This window comes from Pseudomonas sp. GL-B-19 (assembly GCF_019956415.1).
Taxonomy (GTDB): domain Bacteria; phylum Pseudomonadota; class Gammaproteobacteria; order Pseudomonadales; family Pseudomonadaceae; genus Aquipseudomonas.
Genome location: NZ_JAHBDK010000012.1, coordinates 50921 through 65546, shown reverse-complemented (window position 1 = coordinate 65546; position 14626 = coordinate 50921). Strand labels below are relative to the sequence as shown.

Annotated in this window: 18 protein-coding genes; 7 read left to right on the top strand and 11 right to left on the bottom strand. The window is 54.3% G+C overall.

All coding sequences use genetic code 11. The annotated features are described in order from the left end of the window. The 4 genes from KGB06_RS02010 to KGB06_RS01995 form a co-directional block, all read right to left on the bottom strand. On the bottom strand, positions 1 to 978 hold the full coding sequence (locus tag KGB06_RS02010) for an ABC transporter permease (protein ID WP_223511526.1): 978 nt from the start codon (positions 976 to 978) through the stop codon (positions 1 to 3). Beyond that, positions 975 to 2528, bottom strand: coding sequence for a sugar ABC transporter ATP-binding protein (locus KGB06_RS02005; protein WP_223511525.1), 1554 nt, complete (start codon positions 2526 to 2528; stop codon positions 975 to 977). Before KGB06_RS02005 ends, KGB06_RS02010 begins: the two co-directional genes overlap by 4 nt. Positions 2529 to 2583: 55 nt before the next feature. Continuing rightward, positions 2584 to 3540, bottom strand: a complete 957-nt coding sequence (locus tag KGB06_RS02000; protein ID WP_223511524.1) for a sugar ABC transporter substrate-binding protein — start codon at positions 3538 to 3540, stop codon at positions 2584 to 2586. Between the two features lie 190 nt (positions 3541 to 3730). Continuing rightward, on the bottom strand, positions 3731 to 4177 hold the full coding sequence (locus KGB06_RS01995) for a hypothetical protein (RefSeq protein ID WP_223511523.1): 447 nt from the start codon (positions 4175 to 4177) through the stop codon (positions 3731 to 3733). Positions 4178 to 4524: 347 nt separating this feature from the next. Here KGB06_RS01995 and KGB06_RS01990 point away from each other — a divergent pair, with 347 nt between their 5' ends. The 3 genes from KGB06_RS01990 to KGB06_RS01980 all read left to right on the top strand — a co-directional run bounded on the left by KGB06_RS01990 (position 4525) and on the right by KGB06_RS01980 (position 6767). Next, on the top strand, positions 4525 to 5613 hold the full coding sequence (locus tag KGB06_RS01990) for an asparaginase (protein WP_223511522.1): 1089 nt from the start codon (positions 4525 to 4527) through the stop codon (positions 5611 to 5613). A gap of 169 nt (positions 5614 to 5782) precedes the next feature. After that, positions 5783 to 6073, top strand: a complete 291-nt coding sequence (locus tag KGB06_RS01985) for a DUF1654 domain-containing protein (RefSeq protein ID WP_223511521.1) — start codon at positions 5783 to 5785, stop codon at positions 6071 to 6073. 4 nt (positions 6074 to 6077) lie between these two features. Continuing rightward, complete coding sequence (locus KGB06_RS01980; RefSeq protein WP_223511519.1) at positions 6078 to 6767, top strand: endonuclease; 690 nt, start codon at positions 6078 to 6080, stop codon at positions 6765 to 6767. Between the two features lie 68 nt (positions 6768 to 6835). Here KGB06_RS01980 and KGB06_RS01975 read toward each other — a convergent pair whose 3' ends face one another. After that, complete coding sequence (locus KGB06_RS01975) at positions 6836 to 7213, bottom strand: SPOR domain-containing protein (RefSeq protein WP_223511517.1); 378 nt, start codon at positions 7211 to 7213, stop codon at positions 6836 to 6838. Between the two features lie 250 nt (positions 7214 to 7463). Between KGB06_RS01975 and csrA the strand changes: the two genes are divergently transcribed. Beyond that, positions 7464 to 7658 carry a carbon storage regulator CsrA gene (csrA, locus tag KGB06_RS01970; RefSeq protein ID WP_007938114.1) on the top strand — a complete coding sequence of 65 codons (195 nt, stop codon included), beginning with the start codon at positions 7464 to 7466 and terminating at the stop codon, positions 7656 to 7658. A gap of 190 nt (positions 7659 to 7848) precedes the next feature. On the opposite strand, the gene KGB06_RS01965 is transcribed toward csrA, so the two are convergent. The 3 genes from KGB06_RS01965 to KGB06_RS01955 form a co-directional block, all read right to left on the bottom strand. Beyond that, positions 7849 to 8304, bottom strand: a complete 456-nt coding sequence (locus tag KGB06_RS01965; protein ID WP_223511515.1) for a DUF2214 family protein — start codon at positions 8302 to 8304, stop codon at positions 7849 to 7851. A gap of 498 nt (positions 8305 to 8802) precedes the next feature. Beyond that, positions 8803 to 8997 (bottom strand): hypothetical protein, encoded by a 195-nt coding sequence (locus tag KGB06_RS01960; protein ID WP_223511514.1) that lies wholly within the window; start codon positions 8995 to 8997, stop codon positions 8803 to 8805. A 135-nt stretch (positions 8998 to 9132) separates the two neighbouring features. Then, complete coding sequence (locus tag KGB06_RS01955; RefSeq protein WP_223511512.1) at positions 9133 to 9303, bottom strand: hypothetical protein; 171 nt, start codon at positions 9301 to 9303, stop codon at positions 9133 to 9135. Between the two features lie 486 nt (positions 9304 to 9789). Here KGB06_RS01955 and KGB06_RS01950 point away from each other — a divergent pair, with 486 nt between their 5' ends. Then, a complete protein-coding gene (locus KGB06_RS01950) occupies positions 9790 to 10536 on the top strand; it encodes a hypothetical protein (RefSeq protein ID WP_223511510.1) in 747 nt (248 codons plus the stop codon). 582 nt (positions 10537 to 11118) lie between these two features. On the opposite strand, the gene KGB06_RS01945 is transcribed toward KGB06_RS01950, so the two are convergent. Then, on the bottom strand, positions 11119 to 11289 hold the full coding sequence (locus KGB06_RS01945) for a hypothetical protein (protein WP_223511508.1): 171 nt from the start codon (positions 11287 to 11289) through the stop codon (positions 11119 to 11121). A 177-nt stretch (positions 11290 to 11466) separates the two neighbouring features. Here KGB06_RS01945 and KGB06_RS01940 point away from each other — a divergent pair, with 177 nt between their 5' ends. Continuing rightward, positions 11467 to 12048, top strand: a complete 582-nt coding sequence (locus KGB06_RS01940; RefSeq protein ID WP_223511507.1) for a hypothetical protein — start codon at positions 11467 to 11469, stop codon at positions 12046 to 12048. A 717-nt stretch (positions 12049 to 12765) separates the two neighbouring features. Here the strand turns inward: KGB06_RS01940 and KGB06_RS01935 are convergent. Beyond that, positions 12766 to 13221: a hypothetical protein gene (locus tag KGB06_RS01935; protein ID WP_223511505.1), complete on the bottom strand. Its 456-nt coding sequence runs from the start codon at positions 13219 to 13221 to the stop codon at positions 12766 to 12768. A 366-nt stretch (positions 13222 to 13587) separates the two neighbouring features. Between KGB06_RS01935 and KGB06_RS01930 the strand changes: the two genes are divergently transcribed. Continuing rightward, positions 13588 to 14151 (top strand): hypothetical protein, encoded by a 564-nt coding sequence (locus KGB06_RS01930; RefSeq protein WP_223511503.1) that lies wholly within the window; start codon positions 13588 to 13590, stop codon positions 14149 to 14151. Positions 14152 to 14155: 4 nt separating this feature from the next. On the opposite strand, the gene KGB06_RS01925 is transcribed toward KGB06_RS01930, so the two are convergent. Further along, complete coding sequence (locus KGB06_RS01925) at positions 14156 to 14581, bottom strand: cell wall hydrolase (protein WP_223511501.1); 426 nt, start codon at positions 14579 to 14581, stop codon at positions 14156 to 14158. Between the last annotated feature and the right edge of the window lie 45 nt (positions 14582 to 14626).

The window sequence follows — 14626 nt, the reverse complement described above, 5'->3', positions numbered from 1 at the left end:
TCAGGTCCGCCGGCTTGCGCGCTGACTGCGATAAGTATCAAGCACCACCGCCACCACGATCACCGCGCCAGTGATGATGCGTTTGGTGGGCTCGGTCGCGCCGATCTGCGCCAGACCGGCCGCCAAAACGGAAATGATCAGGACCCCGAAGAACGTGCTGATCACCGAACCACGGCCCCCCATCAAACTGGTGCCGCCGATGACCACGGCTGCGATCACCTGTAACTCCAGCCCGGAGCCGGCATTCGGGTCTGCCGCCTCCAGTCGCGAAATCTGAAACAGCGCGGCAATGCCGGCCAGCAGCCCCATCAGGCTGAACACCAGAATCTTGTAAGGTTTTGGATTGATACCCGCCAGACGCACCGCTTCTTCATTGGTGCCGATGCCGATCAGGTAGCGACCGAACACCGTTCGGGTCAGCACGGCCTGGGCGATGAAAATAATCAGCAAGGCGATGATGAACGACGGCGAGATGCCGAAGGCAATCGGATTGGACAGCCAGGCGAAAGCGTCACCGATGTAGGCCGTACGTGATCCGGTCATCTGATACGCCACGCCCCGTGCCATTTCCAGCACACCCAGGGACACGATGAACGAAGGAATCCGCCAGGCCACGGTGATCGAACCGGTGATGGTCCCAGCCAGAGCTGCCGCCGCCATGCCGAGCAGCGCTGCCGGCAGCACGTTCCAGCCCCAGCCGAGAATGGCCACGCTGACCGTTGATGCCGCCAGTGCCAACACCGAACCGACCGACAGGTCGATGCCGCCGATGATCAACACGAAGGTCATGCCGACCGCCAGTACCATCAAATCGGGAATCTGGTTGGCCAGGGTGCTGAACGTGTCATAAGACAGAAAGTGGCTGCTCAATACCGAGAACAGCGCAATCATCGCCAGCAACGCACCCGCCAGACCCAGATAGGTGCCCAGACCGTAGAAATTGCCACTACGTTTGCCGGCAAAAGTTGCAGTTTTCATGGAAGATCCCTAGGCGCTGCTTCATTGAGCAACGCATCACGTTTTTGGTAGCCGGCAAAAGCGGCGGCAAGCAAGTCGTCCTGGTTCCAGCTGTCGCGCTCGAAGGTTTCTATCAGGCGCCCAGCCGATAGCACCCCGATCCGGTCGCAGATCAGCATCAGCTCGCGCAAGTCACTGGACACCACCACCAGTGCTTTGCCCTGGCGGGTCAGTTCTCCGAGCAACGCATAAATGTCGAATTTGGCGCCGACATCGATGCCACGGGTCGGCTCGTCAAACAACATCACCGAGCAATCGCGTTCAAGCCAGCGGCCGATCACGACCTTCTGCTGATTGCCACCCGAGAGCTCGGAAACCAACTGTGTCGGACTTGAACTGCGGATGCGCATGGCGTCGATCTGACGCTGTGCCAAAGACATCTCGTCGCTGTTATTGACGAAACCGCCACTGGAAATCACCGGCATGTTGCCCAAGGCAATGTTGGCGCTGATCGATTGGGTCAGTAACAAACCTTCGCCCTTGCGATCCTCTGTGATCAGGGCAATGCCGTGACTCACCGCGTCGGCTGGCGAACGGATACTCACCACCTGAGTCGGTGACCCCAGCGCCACCGTGCCGCTGTCGGCGGTGTCGGCACCGAAGATCAGACGCAGCAACTCGGTGCGCCCTGCCGCGATCAATCCAGAGATCCCGTAGATTTCACCGGCGCGCACTTCGAAGGACACATCGCGAACCTTGTCGGAGCGGGTCAGGCCTTTGACCGTCAACGCGGGAGCGCCGATCTTGCGCGGCCCCATGTCCATGTGTTCACCGAGCTCACGACCGACCATCAAGGTCACCAGTTGCTCGCTGTTGTAATTGGCCATCGGCTCGACGCAGACCAGGTTGCCATCGCGCAAAACTGCAATGCGCTGGGCGACCCGCGCCAATTCTTCGAGGCGGTGGGAAATGTAGATGATCGCCACGCCGCGAGCCCGCAAGCGAGTGATCTGTTCGAACAGCATCTCGACTTCGCGCGCGGTGAGCATCGCCGTCGGCTCATCGAGGATCAGCACATGGCAGTCGCCGATCAGATTGCGGGCAATCTCAACCATTTGCTGGTGGCCAATGCCGAGGTCGCCAACCAGGGTGTCCGGGTCGATCGCATCGAGGCCAACCTGGGCCATGGCCTCGATCGCCGCTTTGCGCAATTGCTTGCGACTGATCCAGCCGCCATGGCTGGGCAAATTGTCGAGGAACAGGTTCTCCGCCACCGACAGGGTCGGCAACAGATTGAGCTCTTGCATGACCATGCGGATGCCCAGGTCTTCGGCCTGGGTCCGGCTGCCGGGGCGGTAGTCCTGGCCCTGGAACTGCATCTGGCCGGTGGTTGGCGTCACCAACCCACCGATGATCTTCGACAGCGTGCTTTTTCCCGCACCATTCTCGCCGGTCAGCGCCAGCACCTCGCCGCGGATCAGCGCCAGGTCGATGCCGGTCAGCACCGGCTGGGCGTAGGTCTTACCGATACCGCTGACCGAGAGGACAACGTTCGGTGCGCAAACGGACATAAAACTCTCCATGTGCTCTCCCGAGCGGGCGAGCACTATTGTGTCGCCAGAAGGCTTACTTGGTGACCAGTTCAACCGGCGTTTCGATCACGCCGTTGGTGCCGCTGTCGACCTTCTCGCCCTTGATGATTTTCAGCGCAGTCTCGATACCGAACACCGCTTGCCTGGCGGCAAACTGGTCAGCAGTTGCCAGTACGCGGCCATCTTTGAGCATTGGCTTGATGGCATTGATGTTGTCGTACCCGACGACTTGCACTTTGCCGGCCTTACCCGCTGCACGCACGGCGGAAACGGCACCGACGGCCATGCTGTCGTTACCGGCCAGCAGGGCTTTGACATCCGGGTATTCGCTAAGGATCGAAGCGGCAACTTTGTTGCCTTTGTCGATCTCCCAGTCACCGGACTGCACCGAAACGACCTTGATCTGCGCCGCTTCCATCGCATCCTTGAAGCCTGCGGTACGGGCCTGAGCGTTGGTAGTGGTGGAGACGCCTTCAATGATGCCGACTTCGTCACCGGCCTTCAGCTGCTTGGCCAGGTACTCACCGACCAGACGCGCGCCTTTGCGATTATCCGGGCCTACGAACGGCACCGTCATGTTCTTGCTTTTGACGACGGCCGGATCCAGCTGGTTGTCGATGTTGATCACGGTGATACCGGCATCGATGGCTTTCTTGATCACAGGAACCATGGCCTTGGAGTCCGCTGGCGCGATGACCAGCGCATTGACCTTGGCCAGAATCATTTGCTCGACGATGCGTGTCTGGCCAGCAGTATCCGTTTCGTCTTTGATGCCGTTGGAGATCAGCTCGAATTCGCCGGAATGGTCTTTTTGATACGCCTTGGCGCCATCTTCCATGGTCAGGAAGAACTCATTGGCCAGGGATTTCATGACCAGCGCGACTTTGGGTTTTTCAGGAGATTCGGCGAAGGCCGATGTAACAGGCAGCGTGGCGGATGCGACAGCCAGCATAGCGACAGCAAGAAGACGTCCAGCGAATGGCAGCTTCATGGATTCACCCCGATCTTATGATTATTGTGAGCAACGCTTGCACTGGAGTAACGCCTGGACTCCGATCGTCGGTGTTACGAGCCACCAACAGGTAGCGCAAACGTTTGCGTAGATCGAACTATGCGAATCCGGCCGGGAATTGTCAACGACCGGTTTTGTGTCTCGGCAGGTAAAAAACCAGCCTTGTTCCTCAAGCGGCCGTGCTGACCAGGCCTCCCGTGCTGGAGTCCTTGGCCAATTCTTTCACCAGATTGCCCATCACTTGTGACAGCGCACCGCTGGTGTCGGCTATTTGCCCCTGAATAGACATCACCGCTGAAGCCTTGGCTTCCGGGGTCGGATAAGTCGTTGCCTGAGCAGCCGCCAGTTGTTGCTGTTGCTCGCGCAGTTGTTGTTGCAGTTCCTGCATTCGCTTGAGCAGCGTTTGCACCGCAATACTTTGGGTGCTGCCGCTCTCGGATTTGGCCTCCTCCTGAGCGCCGCCACCGGTTCGAACCTGGTTTTCACCCCCCTCGCCCTTACCCAAAACCTGTGTGGCGGCATCTGCCGTCGCTTCGTTCAGGGCATTGATCGTCGACGGGGCCTGGCCACCGATGGTGATCGCACCCGCATTGGGAAAACCGATAGAGAAGGACATGGGAACTCCTGTAAGAAAAATAACCTTTGAGGGGCATCGACCTATGCCCGGGATTCTTTAGCGCTGAATCTTGATTTCGCAAGGCGACCTTCTCGACATTAGTCGTAGGAGTTTTCGGAGAGCCGAACGTAAACGATCAACTTATTCGGAAACCCGGACATCGCCATTTTCAACGCTGACGAATTTTATAAAATTAACCTTATAAATCAGATAGTTAAAAGTTTTTCTCATTCAACGCATGACTGGTACAGATCCTGCTCTTCACATACACCCACGGTGTTCAGAGCTGCCGCGGGCGTATCTAGATGAACTTGCATCAGCACCGTCTGACTACTAGAGAGAAAATAATGAAATCTGCTTTCAACACTTTTATTCCGGGCGCTTTGGCCCTCCTGCTACTGCTGCCTACTGCCCTTCAGGCTAAAGAAGTCGAAACCCAACAGAAACTGGCGAACGTGGTCATTCTGGCCACTGGCGGCACCATCGCCGGCGCCGGCGCGAGCGCTGCGAACAGCGCGACGTATCAAGCGGCAAAAGTGGGTATCGAGCAATTGATTGCCGGCGTTCCGGAACTCAGCCAACTGGCTAACGTTCGTGGCGAACAGGTCATGCAGATCGCCTCGGAAAGCATCACCAATGACAACCTGCTGCAACTGGGCCGTCGCGTGGCCGAACTGGCCGACAGCAAAGATGTCGATGGCATCGTGATCACCCACGGCACCGACACCCTGGAAGAAACCGCCTACTTCCTGAACCTGGTGGAAAAGACCGATAAGCCGATTATCGTCGTCGGCTCCATGCGCCCAGGCACCGCGATGTCGGCGGACGGCATGCTCAACCTGTACAACGCCGTTGCCGTCGCCAGCAGCAAAGAAGCGCGCGGCAAAGGCGTCCTGGTGACCATGAACGATGAGATACAGTCCGGTCGCGACGTCAGCAAGATGATCAACATCAAGACTGAGGCGTTTAAAAGTGCCTGGGGTCCATTGGGCATGGTGGTCGAAGGTAAATCCTACTGGTTCCGTCTGCCGGCCAAGCGCCACACCATGGACTCGGAATTCGACATCAAAACCATCAAGAGCCTGCCTGACGTAGAAATCGCGTATTCCTATGGCAACGTCAGCGACACGGCGTACAAGGCGCTGGCACAGTCCGGCGCCAAGGCGATCATCCACGCCGGCACCGGCAATGGTTCGGTTTCCTCGCGCGTCGTTCCCTCCTTGCAAGCCTTGCGCAAGGACGGCGTGCAAATCATTCGCTCCTCCCACGTCAACGCCGGCGGCTTCGTACTGCGTAATGCCGAACAGCCTGACGATAAATACGACTGGGTTGTCGCGCACGACTTGAACCCGCAAAAAGCCCGCATCCTGGCCATGGTTGCACTGACCAAGACCAACGACAGCAAAGAGCTGCAACGGATGTTCTGGGAGTACTGATTCACCCTCGTCCGACCGGTTCTGGTCGGGCACTTTCTTAACCACTCGTCAGCGTTGACGAGTGGTTCACGCCCCTCGCAAAACTCCGATAAAAGTTTTCCCCTCTTCCTACACCAAACGGGAAAAACTGCTGTCAGAGGATTTTCTTGAATTTTAAGCAGTTGCGAAAATGCTTACAGTTAAATACTGTATGCACGTACAGCTTAATAAGGATAATCCTGTGGACACCACTTCCGCCTCCCCTGACACCTATGCACGCATGGGTCTGCGCGTTCAGAAAATCATCAATTCCCCCACCGCTCAAAAAGCCAAAGCCGCACTGATCTTCCGACTTCCGGACGAACCGGTGGATGAGTGGGAACAATTGCTCGAAGAAATCGACGAGAACGACAACGTCACCCTCGCCTATCGCGACGATGGCGGTGTGCAGATTTTCTGGGTTGTGCCGAAGGAAGATTGAGTCAATGAGTGTCCGCTGGTTTGCTTTGCTGTTTCTGCTCGTCACTCTCGGGGCCCAGGCTGGCGCCCCACGCACCTTCAGCGAAGCCAAAAAAGTCGCCTGGAAGCTATACGCGCCGCAATCCACCGAGTTCTATTGTGGCTGCAAATACACCGGCAACAAGGTGAACCTGGCGGCCTGTGGTTATGTGCCGCGCAAAAACGCCAAACGCGCGTCTCGCATCGAATGGGAACACATTGTCCCGGCGTGGCAGATCGGCCATCAGCGCCAGTGCTGGCAGGCAGGTGGACGCAAGAACTGCACCCGTTACGATCCGGTTTACCAGAAGGCTGAAGCCGATTTGCACAACCTGGTGCCGAGCATTGGCGAGGTAAATGGCGATCGCAATAACTTCAGTTTTGGTTGGTTGCCGGTGCAGACCGGTCAATATGGCTCGTGCCTGACTCAGGTCGACTTCAAGGCGAAGAAGGTCATGCCCCGCCCCTCCATTCGCGGCATGATCGCCCGGACTTATTTTTACATGAGCAAGCAGTACGGTTTGAGCTTGTCGAAACAGGATCGCCAACTATACGAGGCCTGGAACAAAACCTATCCGGTTGAACCCTGGGAGCGTCAGCGCAACCAAAGCGTGGCGTGCGTCATGGGTCGCGGTAACGATTTTGTCGGGCCGGTGAATATGAAAGCCTGCGGCTGATCGCCCGCTGAAAAGTAAAAAGGCCTCGGTGTAGTACCCGAGGCCTTTTGCGTTTCTAGCCGACTGCGTTACTGGGCCGCAGGACGCTCAAGCACCAGCAATTCGACATTCTGCTTCTTGGCCCGTGCAAGCGCCGCGGCCACCTCTGCCTGCTTGGCCTCGGTCTCGGCTTTCGAATTGAATGGCCCCATCAAAATGCGCGCCTTGCCGTTTTCCATGACGACGTTGGAAACGAAGCTATGCTCGATCAACCAGCCACTCAGATCGCTGACAGCCTGGGTTGTTTCGCCTCGCACTTCGAGATCCCATTGCGGCCCGCTAGCCGCAGCCGGTTCAGACGCAGGTGCGGAAACGACTGCAGGTTTAGACTTTTGAGCGTCAACATCCTTGCCCTCACCGCACCCTGCTAACGCCAATAGAACGATTACCAAGACCATTTTGCGCACAACGGTTCCCTCTGAATGCTGAAAGCGGCGATTTTAACATTCATGAATACTTCCCGAGTGCCGCAAAATGGGCACAAAACAACGAGAATGATGGTGGCGGCCTCTGTATAGTTACACCTTGGGAATTAATGCAGCATCTGCGCGTCAGAAAGAGGCACCCAAACCGTGAGACTTCGCACTAATCTATACGTACCACCGACCTCTGCACTGTTCAAATCAGGTGCCCTACAAAGCAATCAAGGAGAAGACCATGCTGATACTCACCCGCAAAGTCGGTGAAAGCATAAACATCGGTGACGATATTACGATCACTATCCTGGGCGTGAGCGGCCAGCAAGTCAGGATTGGCATCAACGCCCCGAAAGACGTTGCAGTGCATCGTGAAGAAATCTATCAGCGCATTCAGGCTGGCCTCACCGCGCCGGACAAGCCGCAAACTCCCTGAATCCCGTTGCAGTCAGTAGCCAGCCCGTTCGCCCAGAACATCGGCTGGCTAAAGATTCGAGCGCCGTATTGCCCGCCGTTTACTCATTACCCTCTCTCGCCAAAACATGCAGCTGATAGTACCGGCATGCCCCAGGCCATAGCTGTCAGACATTTCTGATTTACCCCGAGGAAGGATATACCGCAACCGGCTAACCAAAGGTCACACCACGTGCCATGCCGGTCGCCGCTATGACCATCAGCAACACCAGCAATGCCTCGACATGACTGAAGCGGGCAAACAGTTTTACGTGCCTGGTATCAATTGCCGAGCCACGGCCAAGCGCAATTCGCCACTTGATCAGCGCCACCATTGGAGCGACCTCAAGCAGCAGAATCAGTATGAAGAGCGTCATCTTGAGATGGAACAGTGGCTGGTGAAGGTAGTAATCGGTACCTTTTTCGTACCCACCAAAGGCCCGCAGCCCACCGGTGACCAGGAGGATGGCTGCGCTAATCCCCCACAGATTATCGGCCACCAGCACGCGACGAGCCTCCCCCGTCCCGGCCGCCAGTCGGCTGAATGCCGTGCCTCGGGTCAAAACCGCCCAGAAGCCCAACGCAAAAGCCAGCAAGTGAATTGCCGCAAGACACCAATGAACCAGCATCGATAGACTCCCATCAGACCGAGTTTGAGTATGGCCAGTCAGTAATAGCCCAAAAACGCGGGATCTACCCGATTTGAGCGGGCGGCGCCTTGATAGGAATCGAGTAAATGGATCGGCAACAAGCGCTCGCGCATGTATGACTACCGGCGATGGACGGCACTGGCGCTCGAAGGACTCAGGACAAATTTCAGGCAAAAAAAATCCCAAGCAGCTGATGGAAGCTTGGGACTTAAAAATGCATAAACCGTGGTGGTGAACGCGGGGCGATAATATCCCAACAGATCACTTGTAACAATATATTTTCTCTCACTATTTGGTTAATAAAAATCGTAACTCTTTAAATATCCACACTATTTTTATGGTTCTTTGGAAATTTATAGCTGCGCCAAGCCATCGCACGCCAAATCAGCAGACCTGATTGCCTGATTCAGAACACCCACATTGCCCGTCATTGAGGTCGCCAGATGTGACGAGCCCAGCGCGACGGCTGGGCTCTGGTTATTTTCTGTTTTCCATCATCTTGTCGGCGAGGGCCTTGGCTCTTTCAATCAACAGGTTCTGCCTGTCTTCGTGAGTAGCCCCTCCTACGACCGGTGCCGTCAGATTGCTTTCCGCAATCAACGCAGCACAGAAATACTGATCCCAAACAGCCCTGCTTTCAGATGCCTGCTTGTTCATTTGATCGGCGATCATATGCGGCTCCTTTTGGTGAGGTAACACCGCTATCTTACGCCCGAATCGTGAACTACCCGTGCTACTGAAGCCATTTTGAAAAGTAAGAGTGGCAGGGTGTAGCGGGATCGACCAAAGGGAAACACATCATGGAGATCAGAGCGGGTTAGTCGTCCCTATCGTCACGATCACGATCGCGATTTCGTTCATACCCCTGATCATTGTCGCGACGATCATATCTGCGGTAATGCCCTCGATCATCGTCATAACCTCGGTCATACCCTCGACCATGATCATAACCCCGATCACGCCCGTACCTTTCTCCATCGTCCCAGTGAGGCCCGCAGCCGCCCAACAGGAGAGAGCCTGAAATAGCCATGAACATTATTACTGCACGCTTCATTTGAACGTCCTAAAGACAAAGGTCGCCGATATGACCGTGAGTCTGTTCAATGATTCACTGGTGAGATTCAGCAAAGCAGCCACAAGAGCCATCGCCTTTTGCGACCCTTTAGAAACCAATAAACATTGGTCGAAACGGTTGCATTTTGGGGAAGCATTTCCCGCAGAAAATCCCACCTCCGGCTCTCTGCCGACCAAACACAATTCACCTTACGCAGTAGTGAACCACTAAAGCATCGCTGGAAATCTCGCCACCAGGTTCGCCAGACATTAAGAGATGGAGGCGAAAATAGAAGTCCCGAAGCGAAAAATACACCACCCCCTCCCAATAACTGGTTCAACACTAGAAAACGGCTATCGTTGTATGTATCGGCCCACTCTGGACCAATAGTGTTCTGATGGAGAGTTTCTATGAACAGAAGGAATTTTACTGCAGCGGTCACCACCCTTCTTGCGGGAATCGCACCAACAACTTCTAGCGCTGCTACTCTTACAGATCCGATTTTTGCATTTGGCTTACTGGGAAGCTACAGCGTACTCGAATTCTCCGGACACAGAAGCTCCAACACCGAGCACATGCCGGAAGGAGGACTATTTCTCAACTACGGTAACAAAATGACGGCCCAGGCCGGCTTTGTTTGTCATGCAGAAATCAGTGGGCAATACTCTGAAAAACAAGATCAAAAAGTAAAGGACGGCCAAGCTGACTTGGATCTTGGCTGGAGGATTGCTTTGAATTCACGCAATTTTATAGATTTTTTGCTGGGCGGTGGATACAAATGGAATCGATTTGAACCTGACTCTAACAAATACAACATTGATCTCACCAACCGCACTTCTTTCGCTAAAGCAACTGCAGGCTACAATCATCAATTCAGCACTACAATCGTGCGTATTGAAGCGGGAATTCGAAAGGGAATAAATGGTGATGCGCAACTAAAACTCCATGGGGTCAGTAGCGAGACTCTGGATCTAAAAAACAGCACCAATCCTTTTATTGAGCTGAGTTTCCTGTTTAATCCGCACGAATCGATTCCGGTTGTAGCATCACTATACTTCAACCGGTTCAATTATGACCTGGATGGGCAATTTGCAGCGACCGCCTTCGACAAACAAACCAGGGATGAGTATGGCGTAAAATTAGGTATCGCCTTTTAACGCTTGGAAATCACCTGAAAAACAGACAGTTCAAGTCCCCTCGTCCGGCGTCCTGCCGACCGAACACCACTCCATCCAAATCATTTTTTCGACTAATACGCTTTCTTCGTCCACGGAGAATTAGTGCGTGCCAAATTCATACCTGCCCCCCTCCTTGCTGCTCCAGATGATCGAAAACGAACTCGCGCTCTTCAAGATGACGCTCGCGGTGCTCATGGCGCCCGAGTGAATCAGTTTTAACGGCCACCATTAGCGGGAGGCCCTAGCCTCTTCTAAGGGAAAAAACCCGTCATATAGGGCGCGCCCCTACAGACAGCAGTTTGCCTAGCTGGCTTAAATCACTCACCAGCAAGGACGCATCTCAACCCCACACTCGCACCACTAAAGGCAGCCGAGTACGATGCGTTATCTAATCTTTATCCTCATAGCCATGATCGTTGTCACCCTTGGGGTAGCGCTGTATGGCTGGTATAGCCACCTGCGAGATGACGAAGACTACACATATTCGCCCGAAAATCCTGTCAATTTAACTCCTGCACGTACGACTGGCATGCCACCAGCAGCCGGGCCGCGACAGCGAGATCACGCCGGCGCCGCCGAGTCCTTCGCCGACAACTTCAGCCGATCCGGATGGCCATTGACCCCACCGTTGATTCGCCGAGCGATGAATTTGTCGGCATCGGCCGAGGTGTTCAGCCCCTTGGCGGCCCAGAACCAGGCGGCCGACAGGCAGGCATACTGCAGCGGCTCCAAAAGCTCCGGCTGAGCAGGTTGTCGGTGAGTGTCTGCGTTCACCGCTGGTGTCGCTGTACCTGATCCACTACACCCTCCTACCTGTAACAATCCCTCCCCCATCCGTGCCAATGCCAGGGTGCCACTTTTCCACTGCTATGCTGATAACACCTGTTTCCTACACTAGAGACGAGCAGCATGGCAGCAGAAGGCAAGCGATCCCCGATCACTTTCAAGGCTATGGCCTACTCGGCCGGAGGCTTCCTTGTCGTTTGGGCTGTCACAAAGCTGCTCGACACTTACTTCGACCTGACATTGCTGGCAGATACCAAGAGCTGGCTGCTACGTGTTTGGGATTGGCTTTTGCTGGAAACGCCGATGCCGAATTGGTCGCTACTGATGATTATCGCGGCTTTAATCAGCACTCTGTCTGTAGCGATTTACTACACCCGCACCACTGACGGAGCTTACGGCGAGTTACATGAGATAGAGCGAAAAGTTTACAAAAAAAACAACCCTCAGTTTCCACAACTGACAGATAACCAAACGCTACTGATGGAAGCTTTAGCCTATCATGCAAACTTCAGAAAAATTGCAAATTTAGACTCGGTTTGCAAACTTGTCTCACTCAGCACGCAGGAAGTTGAAGCCGGCCTAAAGCAACTCGAAGCTAAACGCCTTGTGAAGCGAAGTGCGACACGAGGTACGTTTGGCTCCACCACTTTTTCACTTACCTTGGCAGGCAAGGATTATGCATTAGAGCGATTTGAGCTAACGTAGTAAAGACACACGAGACGCGGCCTAGAGGCAAGAGTAACTTAATTCACCCTGTGGGCGACATGATTCACCTTTTCACAAGATCAAGTGGACCCATGTGCGTGATGTCTACGGGTGCGAACTGACTAGTGATAGCTATCGAGGGATTTGCGAGCGAAACGAAGAAAACGGGACGGCGAAGGGATTAGATTGGAGTGACAAAAGGCGGGATGCGATGAGCAGTACAATTGAGCAGTACAAATCTGAAAATAAAAAGCCCCGTAACCCATTGAATTACAGGATTTTTAGAATAATGACGAAGGGATAGGGATTCGAACCCTTACTTCCCACGCTCACCAAAACCTCTCGACAACACAACTTCCCCTGCAACAAGAAGAATCCCAGCTCAGGACAGGTCTTATAGGCATTCACATTGCCCAGTGTGAACGAACCCTATATTTTGTAAACGTTCTGCTAGAAATCCAAAGCACAAAAAAGGGCTCACCTTTCGGTGAGCCCTTCTAGACCGCCCAGCAGAGCGGATTTTGTTTGGTAGGCGCGATTGGACTCGAACCAACGACCCCCACCATGTCAAGGTGACCCCGAAACCGACACAACCAATTGATTCGTAAGGGAAAATAGGTGATTTTCATGGGATTCAAAACCGCCACTTCACCCTATAAGAATCAATAACTTAGCGTTGTATATTCCTACAGTAGTAACCCTCTCACGGCAGATAGGTCAGGGCGCGCAAGGACCAGAACCGACGGTGTCCGATTCTTCGTTAGAAAACCTGACAGTCACTAGCTGCTTGGGCATATCTAACGTGAACGTTTTTCTTCCCAAAACTATGGTTGCAATTTCTCCTGCCACAGAAGCAAGCCTCATTTCGTTAGCCTGAGACAAACTAAAAGTGTCAATAGGTTTACCCGCATCCACAGAATCGAGATCAAGCTCTGACGCCACACAGCGGCCGGTATCCATCGCGCAATCGATGACCCAATACTCCCTATAAGCATGAGGAGAGTCATTAGCTCGTGTTCCCTTAGGCGTTTCCACCATCTCTAAAACCGTTCTGATATTCAACGATTCGCTGCCTATCATGCAGAAAGGTACTGCCTCAATTTTTCTCGGTTCTGCCAAGACCCCTGTAGCAGCAAACAGCCCAAGTGCAGCAATGATCAGTTTCGTTCGCATTGGATCGACCCTGGATTTTCTGAATAGTCTAGCTATCCGCAACGGACCGACACGCCACTAATGCAGCAGTACTATTGGGAATGACCTACAGGCCCTGCGTTTCAACGGTATGTATTGTCGATTGTCTAAAACGCTAACCCGACATAGGCGCCTTTCGGGCCAATGAAACCGAGCAAGGTCGAGGTAGTTTTAGACGGCATTTCCCCCTTCACGGCGTTTCCGCTGATCGAACACAATCCCCCTATCGCAGTAGTGAATCACGCTGGTATTCTCGCCGCCACGTTTGCCAGGCATTAAGGGATGCAGGCGAAAATAGAAGTCCCGGGGCCGCGAACCTTCGGGGCTTTGCATTTCAGGACCCTGCTCATGAAGGGCGCGACATTTAATTATGACGTCAACATGGGGTTGAGCGGGGAATCAGCCTTTGAATTCAAGCGTAGATTCCCAAAGGTTCCCCGCATTACTCCGCCCTTCCCCGAAAAATTGGCCCAAGAATTGGCCCAGACCTCTCCGGCGTTCTGCCACCCGAAAACCACTCCCCGTCGCCTCACTCTCGCGGAAATGTCTCGCCTCGATTACTGTATATATAAACAGCACGCGCAAGGCCTGAGCATGGACTCCTACGAAATCGAAGACACCAGTGACTGGCTCGGCAGCCCGACCAGGCTGGAAACCGTAAAGCATTACGCAAGCATGCTGGAAGAGGACCTTCAGGCGTTGAAACGGGAACTCCGTGCAGCGAAGGAAAATATTACGGGCCTCGTTGAAGTGAACGACCAGCTATCGGCGGACCTGACGAAAGCTCGCACCTGGCTGGCAAACCGTGAAGCTGAAACCACGGTACAGCTGGGCGAGATTCAACGCCTCACCTTCATTAATGATCAGCTTGAAAAGCAGGTTCGAGCGCTATCAATAAAAGGTACAGCATGACCTTCTACGGCACATCCTTAAAGAAGACGTGGTGACCGAGCTTAAACGTCTGCTTGGCCCTGTTGGTCCACGTCGGCGGCTTGGACATGGTGGTCGCGTAATAGTGCGTGGCGCCATCGGTAGGATCTGCCACCTTGTCATCGATCACCTGGTCAGCAGCGATCCGCGCCTGAGCCAGCTCGCGGAATGGAATCGGCTTGGCGCCACTCAGGCAGGCGAAGTTCGGGTCGTTCTTGTTCCAGCAGCTGAACTGGTACGGCTTCTGGCAAACGCCGGCATAGCCCTCGCCCCACCAGGATTTGGCTTTGCCATCGTTCACGCGGTTGCGGATCGTCCAGGCTACGGCGATCTGGCCGGCCAAAGATTCGCCGCGGGCCTCGCCCCATAGCGTTCGGGCGAGGATGTCGCGGTCGCTTTCTGTTTGAGTCATTACTTTTCTCCAGGCGTAAAAAAACCCGCACTTGGCGGGCTTAAA